Genomic DNA, 18,064 nt, shown 5'->3' with positions numbered 1-18,064 from the left:
ATTTTAGTGGACGTCATGGAGCCGGTTCATCAGCTCCGCGACGACTTTATCCCGGTCATGGAAGGCCCCATTGTCCCGCAGACGTAAGAAATTGGCCGAAATCACCCGGCAACCCTGCGCGCGCAATCCAGTAAAGTCGTGCTGAACGGGCTCAGAGATTTCATTCCACGCCTGAAAGTTAATGTAGTCTTCGGGGACCGGTTGAATGTTGACCAAGACCGTATCGATGAAGTGCTCACCTAAGTGCGCATTGATCACCCGGACGTGATCCGCATCGGTAAAGTGATCGGTCTCGCCCTTTTGGGTCATAATATTGCAGATGTAGACCACTTCCGCCTTGGATTCGCGGACGGCTTGCCCGACGTTTTTGATCACCAGGTTCGGCAAAATACTGGTGAATAAACTCCCGGGGCCGAGGACAATTTGGTCGGCATCGTGGATGGCTTCAATCACCGCGTGCATTGCCGCTGGTTCGTGTTGGTCAGCGTTGTTGGTCGGTGTCACCCAGACCCGCTGGATTTGCTTATGGGCCGCCGTAATTTCCGACTCCCCGCTTAAGGTCGTTCCATCGGTAAACTCGGCGTTTAAGGTTAACGGCTCGTTGGTCACCGGATAGATGTGCCCGCGAATGTCCATCATTTCGGCCAATTCCTGCACGGCTTGGTAGATGTCACCCTTCATTTCCGCTAGGGCCGTAATAATCAGATTGCCAATGGCATGGCCGGCCAAAAACTGGTCGGAGCTGTCAAACCGGTACTGAAAAATATCCCGTTCCAACTTTGGCAAGTTCGTCAAGGCCACCAGGGCATTGCGAATGTCGCCCGGCGGCACCACGTTGACGTAGTTGCGCAGGATCCCGGAAGACCCCCCGTCGTCGGCGACCGTTACCACCGCCGTAATTTCAATATCTTGGTCGCGCAAGCCGCGCAAAATGACTGGCAGCCCGGTCCCGCCACCGATCACCACCACTTTGGGTCGATGTCTCATGAATATCAATTCCTTCTAAAAATTTACTTGGCTTTGGCTACGTCCCGGTGATCCAGGTAAGTATTGTAGCCCGCTGCTTGTAATGCGTGATACAAACGGTTGGCAATCGTCACCGAGCGGTGCTGGCCCCCGGTACAGCCAATCGCAATCGTCAGACTGGACTTGCCTTCTTGGACATAGCCGGGCAAGGCCCCCTTGATCAAGGCCAGGAGGTGTTGGAAAAACTGCTGGGCTTGGTCAAATTGCATTACGTAGTCTTGCACCGGTTGGTCATTACCGGTTAAATGCTTTAACTCCGGCAAATAATACGGGTTGGGCAAGAAACGGACGTCCATAACAATATCGGCGTCCAAGGGCAGGCCATACTTGAAGCCAAATGATTCCACCTGGACGTAGAACGGCGTCTGCCCACTCCCGTCCCCAAAATACTCGGCAATCCGCAAACTGAGCTTGCGCGGGGTCAGCGCAGTGGTGTCAATCTTGACGTCCGCTTCACTGACCAGTTCGGCCATTAACTGCCGCTCCCGTTGAATGCCGGCCAAAACCCCATCGTGTTCAGCCAAGGGGTGGGCCCGCCGCGTTTCTTTATACCGCGAGACCAATTTGACGTCATCCGCGTCCAAAAATAAGACCTTCACGTTCAAATCGGGCAGGGCCCGCAATTTCGCCAGACACGGTAAAATCTGGGTATAAAAGCTCTTGGCCCGGGCGTCCATCACCATCGCCATTTTGGTAAATTCACCAGAGGCCTTGATGACCTTGATAAATTGCGAAGCCAAGCTGGGCAAAATATTGTCAATCACAAAGTAATTCTGATCTTCAAAGGCATGGACGGCGACCGTCTTGCCAGCCCCACTCATCCCCGTGATCACCACGACTTCAAATTGCTGTTCCATCATCCCACTCCTTACTTCGCCTGCTCAAAAACATACTTGAATATCATAGCATACCGGGCGTGTCATTTCACGGATTTTCAACTTACCCGGCCTTTTTTTCTACGGCAGCCGGTGGCCCGCTGCCAAGTAGAGGTCGTACCATTCTTGCCGGGTCAAGGTGACTTCACTGCCGGCGGCACTGGCCGTGATGTGGGCCGACGTCATCGTCCCAATCAAAACCTGGGCCGGCATCGGCAAGCGCAAAATCCAGGCCAGGGCGATTGCATTCTTCGTTACCTGATACTTGGCCGCTAAGCGGGCGAGGACTGCGTTCAAGGGCCCAAAGTCCGGCTGATCAATGAAGGTCCCGGCAAAGGTCCCGTACTGGAAGGGCGACCAGGTCTGCAAGGTCAGCCGCTTGGTCCGCAAGTATTCCAAGAGGCCATCGGTGGTCGCCGCCAGTTCGGTATTGACGTTGAGCCCATCATCAATCATTTGGGTGTGGCCAAGGCCAAACTGGAGCTGATCAACCAACAGGGGCTGGTCCACAGCCGCTTGCAACAGCTCGATTTGGCGAGGTTTGCAATTTGACACCCCAAAGTGGCGCACCTTGCCGCTGGTCTGCAGGACATCAAAGGCCGCCGCTACCTGAGTTGGTTCGACTAAGGGATCCAAGCGGTGAATCAAGAAAAAGTCCAGGTAGTCCACGTGCAAACGGCGTAAGCTCCCTTCGACCGCCGCGATCAGGTGCTGCTGGCTGGCCTCATAGCGGGTCAGGTGGTCAAATTCATCGGCAAAAATGCCCCCCTTGGACTGCAGCCAGATCTGCTCCCGCTCAACCCCCACATGGCGTAAGGCTTGCCCGAAGTGCACTTCGGACGACCCGCGGCCCAATTCGGGATCACGTCCGTAAATGTCGGCTGCATCAAAAAAGTTGATCCCGCTGGCCAACGCGGTTTGCAGCGCCTGATCACACTTGGGCTGGGCTAGATTCCCCATCCGCATAATCCCGAGGGCGACTTGAGAAATCCCCCCACCAACACCCGGCATCGTGATTGTTTTCATTGCTTTTTCCTCCTGCTGTTCTGCTTGTCCCCATTATAGTTGTTTTGCTGACGTTTGAATACGGTTACCGACGGCTCATGGGAAACGAATTAAAAAAAGCCGGGCACCGCCGCACGGGCGACTTCCCAGCTTAAAAACTAACTACGCTTGCTTGGCCCGGGCGGCATCGCGCGCCAACATCTGCTTGAGATATTGGCCGGTGTACGAGCCCGGCACTTGGGCCACGGCCTCCGGAGTCCCAGTAGCCACGATTTGGCCCCCAGCCTCGCCCCCTTCTGGGCCGAGGTCGATTAGGTAATCGGCCGACTTGACCACGTCGAGGTCGTGTTCAATGACTAAGACGGTGTTGCCGGCATCCACCAACCGCTGCAGCACCGCCAACAAGCGCTTGATATCGGCCATGTGCAGCCCGGTCGTCGGTTCGTCCAAAATGTAGAAGCTCTTGCCGTGGGATTGGCGGTGCAATTCACTGGCCAACTTCATCCGTTGGGCTTCCCCCCCTGACAGGGTTGTCGCCGGTTGCCCCAGGTGCACATAGCCCAGACCGACGTCTTCGATCGTTTGCAATTTCCGCCGAATCTTCGGAATCGCACTAAAGAAGTCGAGCGCTTCACTGACCGTCATCTCTAAGACATCGGCAATGTTTTTGCCCTTGTACTCGACTTCCAGGGTTTCAGAATTGTAGCGGGTCCCGTGGCAGACTTCACACGGGACGTAAACGTCGGGGAGGAAATTCATTTCGATCTTAATAATCCCATCCCCGTGGCAGGCTTCACAACGGCCCCCCTTAACGTTGAAGCTAAAGCGCCCCTTGGAATAGCCCCGCACCTTGGCGGCGTTGGTTTGGGCAAAGAGGTCGCGGATGTCATCAAAGACCCCGGTATAGGTCGCCGGGTTCGAGCGCGGCGTCCGGCCGATCGGTGATTGGTCAATATCGATGACCTTTTCAATATTTTCAATGCCGCTGACCGTTTGGTAGCGTCCCGGTTTGGCCGAATTATGATTCAGCTTTTGGGCTAAAATCCGCTTGAGAATTTGGTTGACCAACGTCGATTTCCCAGACCCGGAAACCCCGGTCACACAGATAAAGTCGCCCAGAGGGAATTGGACCGTTAAATCCTTGAGGTTATTTTCCTTCGCCCCGGTCACCGTAATGAAGTGGCCGTTGCCCGGCCGCCGGGTGGCGGGGACTGGAATCTGTTGCTTTCCGGCTAAATATTGCCCGGTCAAGGACTTGCGCGAGCGCATAATCTGCTTGGGAGTACCGGCGGCCATGACCTGGCCCCCCTTTTCCCCGGCCCCGGGGCCAATGTCAATGATGTAATCGGCCGCCCGCATCGTATCCTCGTCGTGTTCGACCACAATCAAGGTATTGCCCAGGTCACGCATCTTTTTTAAGGAGGCAATCAAGCGGTCATTATCGCGTTGGTGCAACCCAATCGATGGTTCATCCAAGACGTACATCACCCCGGACAGATTCGACCCGATCTGGGTGGCCAGCCGGATCCGCTGGGCTTCACCCCCCGACAGGGTCCGGGCCGCTCGGGAGAGAGTTAAATAATCAACCCCGACGTTTTGCATAAAGCTGAGCCGGTCGATGATCTCCTTTAAGATCGGCCGGGCAATTTCTTGTTGGGCCGGCGTCAAGTTCAGGTTGCTAAAGAAAGCCAGTTCCTGGCTGATCGGCAGGTCGCTGACCTCCCCGACGTTGCGGTCGTTGATCTTGACTGCCAGGGCCCGTTCATTTAAGCGGTAGCCGTGGCAGGTCGGACACGGCAATTCGGTCATGTACTTGCGCATCTGTTCGCGGGTAAAGTCGGAATTGGTCTCCCGGTAGCGGCGGCTGACGTTGTTGACCACCCCTTCAAAGGGCACGTCAACGTCCCGGACACCACCAAAATCATTCTCGTAGTGGAAGTGGAAGGTCGTATCCCCATTGCCGTACAGCAATTGCTTTTGTTGGACGGCGGGTAGCTGATCAAACGGGGTATCCAGGTCAATCCCGGCTGACGCACAGAATTGGGCCAGCATTTCTGGGTAGTACTTGGAAGAAATCGGGTTCCACGGTTCCAAAGCGCCCTGGGCCAACGTTTTGGTCCGGTCGGGGATCACCAGGTCTTCGTCAACTTCCAGCTTCAATCCCAAACCTTCGCAGGCTGGACACGCCCCAATCGGCGCATTAAAGGAGAAGAGGCGCGGTTCCAATTCGCCAACCGTAAACCCACAGATTGGGCAGGCGTACTGTTCAGAAAAGAAGAGCGGCGCTTCCCCAATCACATCCACGGTGACGTAGCCGCCACTCAACCGCAAGGCCGCTTCCAAGGAATCAAACAGGCGCGAGCGAATCCCGTCCTTGACCACGATCCGATCGACGACGACGTTGATCTGGTGCTGCTTGTTTTTATCCAATTCGGGCGCTTCTTCAATGTCGTAGGTCTCACCATCGACTTGGACCCGGACAAAACCGTCTTTTTTGATCTGTTCAAAGACCTTCTTTTGGGTCCCCTTCTTATTGCGCACCACCGGGGCCAAAATTTGCAGCTTGCTTCGTTCGGGCAGTTCCAGGATCCGGTTGACCATCTGTTCCGGGGATTGACTGGAAATCGGAATGTGATCGTTCGGGCAGATGGGAGTGCCGACCCGGGCCCACAACAGCCGTAAGAAGTCATTGATTTCAGTGACCGTCCCGACCGTCGAGCGCGGGTTGTGCGACGTCGTCTTCTGGTCGATCGAAATGGCCGGCGACAAGCCATCGATCGAATCAACATCCGGCTTGTCCATTTGACCGAGGAACTGCCGGGCGTAAGCCGACAGACTTTCCACGTAGCGGCGCTGGCCTTCCGCGTATAGGGTATCAAAGGCCAAGGAGCTCTTGCCCGACCCCGATAAACCCGTAATTACGACCAGTTTATTCTTCGGAATGGTTACATCAATGTTTTTGAGGTTGTGGGCCCGGGCCCCTTTAATCACAATCTTGTTGTTAGTGTTTGCCACGGTTGGTTTGTCCCTTTCCTTTCTGTTGTGCCGTTAATTCCATAATCGTATCCCGCAGGGTCGCCGCTTGTTCAAAGTCCAAGCGCTTGGCCGCCGCGCGCATCTGCTCAGTCAGTTCCGCCAGCATTTGGGCTTGGGCCGCGGCCGTTAAGCGGCCGAAGTCTTGGGCGGTAAATTCAGCCGACTGATCGGCTTCGGTGTCTTCCACCTTCTTGACCGCGGAAATCGCCTCTTGAATGGGCTTAATGATCGTCTTAGGGGTGATCCCGTGCTTTTGGTTATAGGCTTCTTGGATTGTCCGCCGCCGCTTGGTCTCATCAATGGCTTTTTGCATCGAATCGGTAATCGTATCGGCGTACATGATTACCGCCCCGTGGGCGTTTCGGGCGGCCCGCCCGATGGTTTGGATCAAGGAGCGTTCATTGCGCAAGAAGCCTTCCTTATCAGCATCCAAGATCGCCACCAAGGAAACTTCGGGAATATCCAGCCCTTCCCGCAACAAATTGATCCCCACCAAGACGTCAAACTTGCCCAAGCGCAGGTCGCGGATAATCTGGGTCCGCTCCAGGGTCTTAATGTCAGAGTGGAGGTATTTGACCTTCAGGCCGAGGTCTTTGAGGTAATCCGACAAGTCCTCAGACATCTTCTTGGTTAGGGTCGTCACCAGCACCCGTTCGTGCTTTTCAATCCGCTGGTTGATCTCCCCGACCAGGTCGTCAATTTGGCCCATGATCGGCCGGACTTCGACCGTTGGATCCAACAGGCCGGTTGGCCGGATGATTTGTTGAACGACCTGGTCGGTTTGGGCTTCTTCGTACGGGCCCGGCGTGGCGGACATGTAGATGACCTGGTGAACGTGCGATTCAAATTCCCCCAGGGTCAACGGCCGGTTATCCAGGGCCGAGGGCAGGCGAAAACCGTAGTCGATCAGCTGCTGCTTGCGGGCCTTGTCCCCATTGTACATCCCCCGCACCTGCGGCATTGTCTGGTGGGATTCGTCGACGACCAATAAGAAATCCTTGGGGAAGAAGTCCAAGAGGGTATACGGCGGCTCGCCCGGTTGCCGGCGGTCCATGTAGCGGGAATAATTTTCGATCCCGTTAGTGTAGCCCATCTCGCGCATCATTTCAATATCGTAGGTGGTCCGTTGTTTGAGGCGTTGGGCTTCCAAGAGCTTACCGGCCTTTTCGAACTTGGCCACCTGGGTATTCATATCCGCTTCGATTTCTGGCAGAGCGACGTCCATGATTTCCTCACTGGTCAAAAAGTGGGTCGCCGGGAAGATCGAAACGTGCTCCAAATCACCGATCACTTCCCCAGTCAAGGCATCGACTTCCCGAATCCGGTCGATTTCATCGCCAAAGAATTCGACCCGCAGGGCCTTTTCCTCCCGTGACGCCGGGAAGATTTCCACCACGTCACCGCGGACCCGGAACCGGCCGCGCTGAAAATCAATGTCGTTGCGGTCAAATTGAATCGTCACCAATTCACGCAGCAGGCGGTCGCGACTGATTTCCTGGCCAACCCGCAGGGAGACGACGTGATTTTGGTATTCGGCCGGCGACCCCAGCCCAAAGATGCTGGAGACGGAAGCCACCACGATCACATCGTTGCGTTCCAACAGCGAAGACGTCGCCGAGTGGCGCAGTTGGTCAATTTCATCGTTAATCGAGGCGTCCTTTTCAATGTAAGTATCACTGGACGGGACGTAGGCTTCCGGTTGGTAGTAATCATAGTAAGAAACAAAGTATTCCACCGCATTGTGGGGGAAGAACTTTTTCATTTCCCCGTATAATTGTCCCGCCAAGGTCTTGTTGTGTGACAAGATCAACGTGGGTTTATTGACGTTTTTAATCACGTTGGAAATCGTAAAGGTCTTCCCGGTCCCCGTCGCCCCCAGCAGGATCTGCGCGGGCTGGCCGGCTTCAATCCCTTTGGTTAAAGCGGCGATTGCTTCGGGCTGATCCCCGGTTGGCTGGTAGTCGGCGACCAGGTCAAACTGCTGGTCCGCTTGACGATAAATCATGGCATCAATCCCCCATTTTCACATCAGTATGCTTTGCTTTATCTAGTGTAGCACGCGAACGTGCTTTCCTAAAACAAATTGGCTGGTTGCAGCAGAAATTTCCCGGGAAATAAAAAACAGCCGGTCGCAACCAGCTGTTGGCTCAATTAGGCGAGCCAGACTTCGCCGACTAACAGCATCGCCCCAAAGACGAGCACGAAGACCACGACCGGCCACACAAAGCGGACCCAGTGGGAGTACTTCATGTCAAGCATTTGCAGGGTGGCCATCACTAACCCGGTCGGTGCCAAGAAGAGCATTGCGTACTGCCCTAATTGGTAGGCCGTGACCACGATGTAGCGTGGAATTTCGACCGTGTCGGCCAGCGGGGCCATAATCGGCATGGCTAAAACGGCCAGCCCGGATGAGGATGGCACGATGAAGCCCAGGACAAAGAAGATCAGCATCATCACAATGATGAAGAGCGAACCTGACATGTGTTCGACCAGTTTCGTCGATTGGTAAAGGATCGTGTCGGAAATGTAGCCGTTGTTTAAGACCAGGTTGATCCCGCGGGCCAACCCGATGATCATCGAAACCCCCACCAGACTGGCAGAACCGTTGGTAAAGGCATCCACGACCCGCTTTTCGCCTAGGCCGTTTTTGCCAAAGCAATTCAAGAAGATGATGATAATGGCGATTGTCAAGAAGGAGGCCGCCATGTTCGGGAAGCCCCAGCCCTTAGCCATCACACCCCAAATCATCATCGGGAAGGCGACGGCAAACAGGGTCAAGGTAATTTTCTTTTTCCAGTCAAAGGCTGGCGAAACGGCATCACTTTCCATCGACCACATCGCATCAAAGGCTTCATGATCTTCGTAGGTGTAAGAGAAGGTCGGATCGGCTTGGACCTTGCGGGCGTACCAATGCAAGTACAAGGTCACGAAAACCGCCGCTACGCCCAGCCCGATCACCCGGCCGAGCAAACCTTGGGTAAAGTTGGTCCCCGCGGCGTTGGAAGCAATCACTACGGAGAACGGGTTGATCGTCGAAAAGGTCGTCCCCACCGAACTGGCCAGGAAAATTGCCCCGACACAGACGATGGAGTCGTAGCCCATCGCTAAGAACACGGGAACCAGGATGGGGTAGAAGGCCACCGCTTCTTCTTCAATTCCACACAGGGTTCCCCCAAGCATCAGCAGGATCGCCACTAAGAAGACCAGGGCAAATTCGCGCCCCTTCGTCTTTTTGGTTAGGGCCATCAGCCCCGCTTCAAAGGAGCCTGATTCCTTAACGACCCCAATCAAGCCCCCTAAAACAAAAATAAAGATCATAATATCAACGGCCTGCATCGTCCCTTCTACCATGCTGGTAAAGACGCTATACAGGCTGGCGGGGTGCTGTTTGAGGCGTTGGTAGGTATTGGGAATCGAGACCGGCTTGGCAATTGCCCCGGACGTAAACTGATTGATGTCAATTTTGACGTTCAACTTATCCAGGGTCTTTTGCGTTGCCGGCAACGTTTCCTTGCTCCCGGTTGGCGAAGTAACTTGAAGATGATTATTAGTGTATTGCAGCTTGGAATAGCTCCCGGCCGGAACTACCCAGGTCAGCATGACCGCAATGACCGTCAGAAAGAATAGAATGGTGAAGGCGCCGGGCATCTTAAGCTTCCAGCGCGGCTTCGGTGCTGTGGAATCCATTGAAATCCCCCTCTCAAACTGTTAATTCCACTTCTTATTTTAGAAACCGCTTACAGGTTGCTTCTCGTTAGATAGCGCTTGTTCGTAAATTCACGCAAAATACTGGGCGAGCAGCGCTTTTGACTACTCCTAACTTCAAAAAACTTCAAAAAAAATCAAAACAAAAAAGTCAGGTCGCCCCGCAACCTGACTTGATTAATCATCAAATTAAGCAAAGATCGTGCAAATACTCCCGATCACGATCAGGGCAATTCCGGCGACCGTAAACTTCATTTCGTGGGCACTCTTGTGTTCATGCAACAACAAAATCCCCCCGAAAGTGGCAATAATCACGTTTAATTGGGTAAAGATGAAGGCCGTGTTGCTCCCCAGTTCGCGGGCCGCAAAGATGTAGGCAAAGGCCGCAATCCCCCAGGACAGGCCCCCAAGAATGTTAAGGTAATTTTCCTTTTGCTTCCAGTTAGCCCCTTTCGTGGTAATTGTTGCATACAAGGTTGCCCCAATAAAGATCCCTAAAACTTCCGGTAAAAAGACCCCAACCGGATCTTGATTCTTAACCAACGGCAAGTTCGGGAACGTCGAATAAATCCAGTACCCGACCGTCGTCATCAGCAAGAATAAAAAGTTCGCTGTAGTTACCTTCTTCTCTGATTGCCCATCGGAAACCGAGGTCATCAAAGCCCCAATGACCACAATGAGCAACGCAATAAACCCAATGATCAATGACTTAGCTCCAGCCCATTGCCCTAAGAACAAGACCCCGATAATCGAGTTCCCAACCAGTTGGAAGACCGTCGAGAGCGGAATCGTGTTAGAAACCCCCATCCGCTTAAAGGAAACGAATTGGCCCACTTGGGCGGTTGACCACAGGGCCCCACAAACTAATGAAAAGAGGAAGGCCGCTAACGATACCTGCGGGCGCATGATCAAAAAGGCAATGATGCCGACAATCGATGCCCCGGCCCCAATCCCAAAGGTTTGGTTTGCCGATGAACCACCAATCTTACCGGTAATGATTGGCATGAACCCCCAGCCTAACGCTGGAATCAATGCAATTAAATAAGCCATGTAAAAAACTCTCCTATAAAAAATCAATTCTCTCTTGTCCCGGTGCGGGACGCCTGGCTAAAACCGGTCGCAACCGGTTTTATCGTTTTAAAATTAAAAAGCGCCGGTTGTTACCAATCAGTGCTTTTTGAAAACGTTTATCATTTTACCGGAAGTGTTAATCGATTGCAAATCATTTATCGCTTTCATTCCCATTTTCATGGTTTTTCTTCACCCCGGTGTGGGGTGCCGATTGCCGGTCCGGGAAGAATAAGGTGAAGGTCGTGCCGTGGTTTAAGCGCGATGTCACGCGGATTTTCCCACCGTGGAGCTTCACTAATTGATGAACGATTGCCATGCCGATCCCCGACTCCCCATACTTGGTGCTCATCCGCGACCGATCAGCTTTATAGAAGCGTTCCCAGATGTGGGCGACCTGCTCGTCGGTCATCCCAATCCCGGTATCTTGGACGGTAAACTCGGTCCCATGCGACACCAAGCGGCCGCCGATCGTAATTGTCCCGTGGTCGGTAAACTGAATCGCATTTTGAATAATGTTGAACAGGATCTGGACAAAGCGGTCGTAATCCGCGTAGACCCGCAGCTCCGGCGGCGCGGTCACCACCAACTGGTTGTCCTTAGCTGCGGCTTTTTTGGTCAGTTGATCGCGGAGGTTGGTAATGACTGCCCCCGCGTCAAAGACCTTGCGATTCAAAGAAATCTGGTTGGTCCGGATCTTTTCGTAATTTAAGTTGTCATTGACCAAGCGGATCAAGCGCTTGGTATCGCGCTGCATCAGTTCAATGCTATGCTTCTTTTCGTCTTCGGGGATTACGTCGTAAGCCAAGCCCTCTAAAATCCCGTTAATAGTAGTTAAGGGGGTCCGCATCTCGTGGGCGGCATTCGCCAGGAACTGCTGGCGCCGCTCCTCTTGTTCCTTGATTTCCTCTTGGGATTCCTGCAGCGAACGGGCCATCACGTTAAAATTATGGCTGAGTTCGTCCAGTTCATCTTTTTGCCGGTTTTCGAGGTGAATATTGTAGTCCCCGCGGGCCACCTGGCGGGTCGCTTTGTTCATAGCGTCAATCCGCCGGGTCAAGGAGCGCGAAACAAAGAAGGAGATCACCAAAGCGACTAACACCGCAATTAAAAAGGAGATCAACAAGTCATTGATGATTTGATTCATATTTTCACGCATCGTCGAAGTAAAGGTGCCAATGGCTACGGCCGCGACTAGCTTTCCCTTGTAAAAGTAGGGTTTGATGACCGTTGTCATCTCGGGCGGAGCCACGAGCTTCTCATCCTTGGGCGAATGGGGCGTCGTTTGCTTGATGGTCACTTTTTTAGTAGTCTTAGCCACATTCGCCCGCTTTTGAATGGCTTGCCCCGTTTTAATCGTTTGCCACTCTTTTGCGCTGATGGTCGGAATATAATCAGGCTCGTTAGTGTAGCGCAAGGCGTGCTTGCCATCATAAATGGCAAACTTCACGTGCTGACGGATCAGCATCCGGGCCTTGGAGTCGACCTGGCTCTTTTCGATCCCGACAATCTGCCCGGTCTTTTTGTTAAAGATGATTTCATCATCATTGATCAAACTGTCCGCATTTTGCGACAGTTGCCGCCACGTATTCAAGTACACCGTCCGGTTGGTGATCCCGACAAACGAAATCGTCAACGTGGTACACAAGACCACCACGACCACCAGGATCCCCAACATTTGTCGCCATACTAAGCGCATCGGTTAACCCTCGATATCAGAATCATCAAACTTGTAACCCACGCCCCACACCGTTTGGATCACCTTGGGGCCAACTTTTTCCATCTTTTGGCGCAACTTCTTGATATGCGCATCGACTGTTCGTTCATCCCCGTAAAATTCATAGTTCCAGACTAATTGGAGCAATTGTTCCCGGGTAAAGACCTGCTTGGGTTTAGAAGCCAGGGCCTTCAACAGGTCAAATTCCTTCGGCGTCAGGTCGTGAATCTGCTTATCGTTTAAGAAGGCTTCCCGGGTCTTGACGTTCATCTTAAAGTGAGCGGTTTGGACGTCAAAATCGCTGGCAACCTTCGAGGCCCGTTGGGTGATTTGCCCCAGTTGAGCCCGCCGGTAAAGGGCCTTGATCCGCGCAATCAGCGTAATCGGTGAGAAGGGCTTGGTAACGTAATCGTCCGCCCCCATTTCCAAGCCCAGCACTTGGTCGGATTCGGAATCGCGGGCCGTCAGCATAATAATCGGCACCGTCGGGGAAACCCGCCGAATGTCGGCCGCCACTTGCATCCCGTCTTTTTTCGGCAGGTTCAAGTCCAAGAGGACGATGTCGATCGTTTCGTGGTCCTTTTCGTATACTTCAACGGCGGCTTCGCCATCGTAGGCAAATTCCGCATCCCACTTCTCCTTTTTAAAGAACATCCCCATCATTTCGCAGACGGATTGGTTGTCTTCAATCATCAGAATTTTCATGAATAATTTCCTCCGTTAGTAAATTTGCATCTATTATAACCAGGAAACCGTGATTTTTTAGTGAATTCCAAAAAGTTGAAATAAAGCTTAAACTTCTGTATACTGTTTGTAACCTAATTTTGGGGATGTTTTTTGGATTCGACGGGTATAGGTCGAGTTCTAATTGCGTTTGAAGGTGGCGCTTGTTAAAACGCTCAGTTTTTAAATTATAACTGCAAACAATAATTCACAATCCTACGCATACGCTGCCTAACCGGTAAGCATGCGTAAATCCGGCCGGGCTCGTCCATGGTGCGGTACCGGGTTTCATTAGCAGTGGACTTACGTTGGTGGCCTCAGCTGGTGGTCAGCAAAAGAGATCTTCCCAGCTCGCCTGCCATGTTAGCCTTGATTAGCGGCGCTTTGGCAGGTTAAATTCAAATAGTTGATCTATGAGCGTAGAGGTTAGGATGGCGATATGCTCGGACAGGGGTTCGACTCCCCTCATCTCCATTTTTAAAGCTTTCAGGAATGTTGAACGGTGGTTAAAACGCCGGTAGCTCAACATTCCTGTTTTTGTTTGAACAGGTAAAAACCGGATTTTACAACAAAAGTGCGGACAACATGGTAATAAAAAAGCCACCCCGCCGCAGCGTGATGACCATGAGAAACAGCGCATCGCAGCTACCTAACTACGAGCGCTGAAGCATTGCTTTTTGATTGTGGTACTATTTCAGCAGGGCTTTCACCACTCGCTTCAAAAGCCACTTAACGAGCCCACTAGGCGCGAACAAGATAACAACACACTCATGAAACATGGAAGGTACCTCCTTCCTACATAAGTCCGGGTCGTGACTCCCGGCTTAAAGTGTGCGTAGCTATTGTACATGTTTTTTTACGTGCTAGAATATGAGTAACAAGATAATTACACCAGTGTGCAGTTTGGCGTCGTGAACCAAACACCAGCTGGTCCGGGCCTCCTTTCAGGGGCCCTTTTTTGTTGGCCAAATACATATTAGAAAAGCAAAAACGGCTGCCAAACTGGCAACCGTTGCTGTTTAATCATCTTCTGCCGATAACCGCTGCTTAGGCCTGCGTTTTCCGCCGGGTGGTGGCTGGCCAACGCCGTTGGACCACCTTCACCCCTTCGACCACCGCAACCATCAACAGCCCGGCGCAAGCGACGATCGCCCACTGGTGGCCATCCAGGTGCGTCGTGTGGAAAATTCCGTTCAGCTGTGGCACGGCCACCGTGGCGATCAGAGCCAAGGCTGAAACAACAATCGCCCCATTGAAGGCCCGGTTGGCCAGGCTCGTACGGGTAAAGACCGTCCCGTGCAGCGATTTGCAGTTAAAGGCGTGAACTAATTGAATCAAGCCTAACGTAATGTAGGCCATCGTCAGTGCATCAGCGTGGGCCAGGGCACTGTTAGCGTGAATTGGGAAGGTCAGCCCGCACCAGTAGACGCCTAAAGTCAGGGCTCCTTCCAGGAGGCCCTGGTAGATAATATTGACCCCGGTGCCGTTAGACAAGAAGCTGGCGTGCAAGCCGCGGGGCGCTTGCTTCATCACGTCCCCTTCAGCTGGCTCGACCCCTAGGGCAATCGCTGGGAAAGTATCGGTTACCAGATTGATCCATAAAATTTGAACCGGCAGCAAAATCGACCAGTTCATGATCGTCATGACAAAGAGGGTCAAGACCTCACCGAGGTTAGCTGATAGCAGGTACTGAATTGCCTTTTGGATGTTGGCAAAGACCTTTCGCCCTTCCCGCACCGCTGCGATGATTGTCGCAAAGTTGTCATCGGCCAGCACCACGTCAGCGGCGTTCTTGGAAACTTCCGTCCCGGTGATCCCCATCCCCACGCCGATGTCGGCCGCCTTGAGGGCTGGCGCATCATTGACCCCGTCCCCAGTCATTGCCACCACCTTGTTGTGGGCCTGCCAAGCTTTGACGATCCGGACCTTGTGTTCTGGCGCCACCCGGGCATAGACGTGGTATTTAGCGACGGTGGCCCGCAATTCCTCATCGCTGAGCTGATTTAATTCCGCCCCGGTGATCGCGCCATCTTCATCGCCGGGCGCCAAAATCCCCAGGCGCTGGGCAATTGTTTGGGCCGTCACCTTGTGATCCCCCGTGATCATCAGCGGTCGAATCCCGGCCTGCTTAGCTTCGGCAATCGCCGCCTTAACTTCCGGACGTGGCGGGTCGATCATCCCGGTCAAGCCGATAAAGATCAAGTGCTGTTCACCGGTTTGGCTGGTCAGGTCCGCTGCGATGGCTGCCATTGGCCGGTAGGCGTAGGCCAGCACCCGTAGGGCCTGCTTGGCCAGCTGAGCGTTAAAGGCAAGGATCTGCTTTTGGTCCGCTGCGGTAATTGGCCGCACCTGGCCGTGATCCAAGATCCGGTCGACCCGGGCCAGCAGTTCATCGACCGCTCCCTTAGTGTAGAGAGTCGGCTGAGCATCATCTTCTACCAACACCGACATCAACTTCCGCTCCGAATCAAAGGGCAGCGAATCGAGCCGGGGGAAGGTCGCCCGAACAGCGGCCAGATCAACGCCTTGGTCCACCCAAAACTGCCATAAGGCCGTTTCGGTCGGGTCCCCCAGCAGGGTGTGATCGGCCCCGAGTTGGGCGTCGTTGGCCAGGATCATCGCCTTTTGCAGTGGGGCACCGGTAGCCGGGTCAAACGTAGCGGCCGCCTGCAGGGTCCCATTGACCATCACTTGCTCGACGGTCATCTGATTTTTAGTCAGCGTCCCGGTCTTATCCGAGGCAATGATCTCGGTCGCCCCCAGGGTTTCTACCGCTGGCAGCTTGCGGATCAAGGCGTTGCGCTTGACCATCGTCTGAGTCCCTAGGGCTAGGGTGATCGTCACAATTGCGGGTAACCCTTCTGGAATTGCCGCCACCGCCAGGGAAATTGCCGTCAGCAGCATGTCTAACAAGCTCTCCCGCCCGGTTCCCATGCCAATTGCAAAGATCGCCACCGCAATTGCCAACACTAAGCCCGACAAGACCTTGCTCAAGTGGGTAATGCTTTTTTGGAGTGGCGTCACCGTTGGTTTGGCATTGTTGAGCAGGCTGGCAATTTGGCCGACCTCAGTAGCCGCACCAGTGGCGACCACGATCCCAGTTGCCGTCCCCGCCGTTACATTGGTGTTCATAAAGCCCATGTTGTGCTGATCACCCAGCACACTGGCATCAGCGCCCAGAGCGGCAGGGTGCTTATCAACCGCCACAGATTCACCAGTCAGGGCGGCCTCTTCGACCTTGAGGTTGTGAGTCGTCAAAAAGCGGACGTCGGCCGGAAGGATATCGCCCGCTTCCAACAAGATCACGTCGCCGACCACCAATTCTTTGCTCGACAGCTGGGTAACCTGCCCATCACGCCAAACGTTGGTCGTCGGCGTACTCAGCTTTTGCAACGCCGCAATCGCGTTTTCCGCCTTCGTCTCTTGAAAGACCCCAAAGACCGCATTCAAGAGCACCACCACTAAGATGATCAGCGCATCGGGGCCCTCGCCCGCCAAAGCCGCCACGCCCGCTGCGACCAACAGAATCAAGATCATCAGATCCTTAAACTGGGCAAGAAATTTTTGGGCCAATGACAGCTGTTTGCCGGCCGGCAAAGTGTTGGGTCCTTGCGCTTGCAAACGGCGTTGAGCCTCGCTGGTCGTCAGTCCTTGCGGCGTCGTGGCCAACTGTTTGATCACTTCCGCCGCTGGAATTTGATAAAACTTGGTCCTCATCAGAATCCCCCCGTTTCCTGAATTGAGTTCATCTCTTGTTTCTATTATAAGATTTATGATGACAGGATGCCATAGCAAAACAAAAACGGCTCCGCTTGGAACCGTCAACCCATATTTTTTCAACCCGCGGCAACCTTACCGCGTCTGCTAACGGAAGGGACAATCAATCCCGCTTCAGGTTCTGCTAAGAAGCTACTCGCAGTCAGGCTAGCTCGGCATCGTTACAACCTGACATTTCACGCCATGGTCCGTCAACCACGCCAACAGATCCTGGCTCTTTAACCACACCGTCGCCGTATTATCGTTGGGGTGGACGCCCAAGAAAGCCGGCGGCTCGGTCAACTCAACGTCGAGATAGTAAGCAACCGGGCCGCCCGGTGCATTCAACAGCCCCAACGGCGTCACGGCCCCCGGCTGTACCCCCAATAAGCGCTGTAAATCAGCGGCCGAAGCAAAACTTAACCGCCGCAAACCTTGCGCCCGCGCAAAGGCCTTGAGATCGACGCGCTTTTCGCCCTTGACCGTCAGTAGGTAGTAATGGCGGTGTTTGTCATCGCGGACAAAGAGGTTCTTGGCATCCTGGTCCGGATAGGGCAAATTCAGGTCGGCCAAGCTGGCCATATCAAAGACGGCGGCGTGTTCGGTAATTTCGTGCCAGTAGCCCCTTTGCTGGAGTAATTGGTAGATCGCTTGCTTATTCAACATCATCGCATCCCCTACTTCCGTTTCTTTTGATAGTGAAACCCAAAACTTTCCAATTCTTCCCGGAAGGCCCACCGCCGGGAATACTTAGCCTGGTAGGCCGCCATCAGCGATTGGGCACTCTGGGCGGTGTGCCACTTAACCTGCGCCGCCCCAAGGCAAGCAATCAAGGCAGGCGTCAGGGTTGCCCATTTTTGGTCGACCAGCTTTAAAAATTGCACCAAATTAATCGGTTCTGAAGCATTTGATTTTTTTGCGGCCATCGATTGTTACCTCCCTTTTCCAAAATCGCCATTTACAAAAATGAGACACGACATATCTAAAAATATGCGCAATAACCCGCGGAAGAAAATGGCAAGCGTTTATCTCTGCAATAAGGCGATTGTACCAAACTATTTAGCATTTATTAATTTATTTTCCACAAACTTTTGCGCATATCTATAAATTAATGTCATTAAGTTAAGGGTAAAAATACGGTTAGTAGGTCACT

Annotated in this window: 12 protein-coding genes and 1 other RNA gene; 1 reads left to right on the top strand and 12 read right to left on the bottom strand. The window is 53.4% G+C overall.

Annotated elements, in window-relative coordinates; all coding sequences use genetic code 11:
- Nucleotides 1–3: 3 nt before the first annotated feature.
- The 9 genes from FC43_RS07515 to FC43_RS07475 all read right to left on the bottom strand — a co-directional run bounded on the left by FC43_RS07515 (nucleotide 4) and on the right by FC43_RS07475 (nucleotide 13,137).
- Nucleotides 4–987 (bottom strand): gluconeogenesis factor YvcK family protein, encoded by a 984-nt coding sequence (locus FC43_RS07515; protein WP_040469741.1) that lies wholly within the window; start codon nucleotides 985–987, stop codon nucleotides 4–6.
- A 23-nt stretch (nucleotides 988–1,010) separates the two neighbouring features.
- Entirely contained in the window at nucleotides 1,011–1,883 is an 873-nt protein-coding gene (gene rapZ / locus FC43_RS07510) for an RNase adapter RapZ (RefSeq protein ID WP_056955243.1), read from the bottom strand.
- Nucleotides 1,884–1,982: 99 nt separating this feature from the next.
- Nucleotides 1,983–2,927 (bottom strand): aldo/keto reductase, encoded by a 945-nt coding sequence (locus FC43_RS07505; protein WP_056955242.1) that lies wholly within the window; start codon nucleotides 2,925–2,927, stop codon nucleotides 1,983–1,985.
- Between the two features lie 141 nt (nucleotides 2,928–3,068).
- Nucleotides 3,069–5,921 (bottom strand): excinuclease ABC subunit UvrA, encoded by a 2,853-nt coding sequence (uvrA, locus tag FC43_RS07500; protein WP_056955241.1) that lies wholly within the window; start codon nucleotides 5,919–5,921, stop codon nucleotides 3,069–3,071.
- Entirely contained in the window at nucleotides 5,908–7,947 is a 2,040-nt protein-coding gene (gene uvrB, locus FC43_RS07495) for an excinuclease ABC subunit UvrB (protein WP_056955240.1), read from the bottom strand. The genes uvrA and uvrB overlap by 14 nt, the downstream gene beginning before the upstream one ends.
- A 146-nt stretch (nucleotides 7,948–8,093) precedes the next feature.
- Nucleotides 8,094–9,629, bottom strand: a complete 1,536-nt coding sequence (locus tag FC43_RS07490) for a YfcC family protein (protein WP_019206086.1) — start codon at nucleotides 9,627–9,629, stop codon at nucleotides 8,094–8,096.
- A 207-nt stretch (nucleotides 9,630–9,836) separates the two neighbouring features.
- Nucleotides 9,837–10,697 (bottom strand): GRP family sugar transporter, encoded by an 861-nt coding sequence (locus tag FC43_RS07485; protein WP_056955239.1) that lies wholly within the window; start codon nucleotides 10,695–10,697, stop codon nucleotides 9,837–9,839.
- A gap of 172 nt (nucleotides 10,698–10,869) precedes the next feature.
- Nucleotides 10,870–12,414: a sensor histidine kinase gene (locus tag FC43_RS07480; protein WP_056955238.1), complete on the bottom strand. Its 1,545-nt coding sequence runs from the start codon at nucleotides 12,412–12,414 to the stop codon at nucleotides 10,870–10,872.
- Between the two features lie 3 nt (nucleotides 12,415–12,417).
- On the bottom strand, nucleotides 12,418–13,137 hold the full coding sequence (locus FC43_RS07475; protein WP_056955237.1) for a response regulator transcription factor: 720 nt from the start codon (nucleotides 13,135–13,137) through the stop codon (nucleotides 12,418–12,420).
- A gap of 121 nt (nucleotides 13,138–13,258) precedes the next feature.
- Here FC43_RS07475 and ssrA point away from each other — a divergent pair.
- Nucleotides 13,259–13,632, top strand: a transfer-messenger RNA (tmRNA) gene (gene ssrA, locus FC43_RS10895).
- A 570-nt stretch (nucleotides 13,633–14,202) separates the two neighbouring features.
- Here ssrA and FC43_RS07470 read toward each other — a convergent pair.
- The 3 genes from FC43_RS07470 to FC43_RS07460 form a co-directional block, all read right to left on the bottom strand.
- Nucleotides 14,203–16,872, bottom strand: a complete 2,670-nt coding sequence (locus FC43_RS07470; protein WP_056955236.1) for a cation-translocating P-type ATPase — start codon at nucleotides 16,870–16,872, stop codon at nucleotides 14,203–14,205.
- 207 nt (nucleotides 16,873–17,079) lie between these two features.
- Nucleotides 17,080–17,577: a prolyl-tRNA synthetase associated domain-containing protein gene (locus FC43_RS07465; protein WP_056955235.1), complete on the bottom strand. Its 498-nt coding sequence runs from the start codon at nucleotides 17,575–17,577 to the stop codon at nucleotides 17,080–17,082.
- Between the two features lie 11 nt (nucleotides 17,578–17,588).
- Complete coding sequence (locus tag FC43_RS07460) at nucleotides 17,589–17,837, bottom strand: hypothetical protein (RefSeq protein ID WP_056955234.1); 249 nt, start codon at nucleotides 17,835–17,837, stop codon at nucleotides 17,589–17,591.
- Nucleotides 17,838–18,064 lie beyond the last annotated feature (227 nt).

This window comes from Limosilactobacillus ingluviei DSM 15946, from assembly GCF_001435775.1.
GTDB lineage: Bacteria > Bacillota > Bacilli > Lactobacillales > Lactobacillaceae > Limosilactobacillus > Limosilactobacillus ingluviei.
This window is presented reverse-complemented; position numbering and strand designations above follow the sequence as displayed.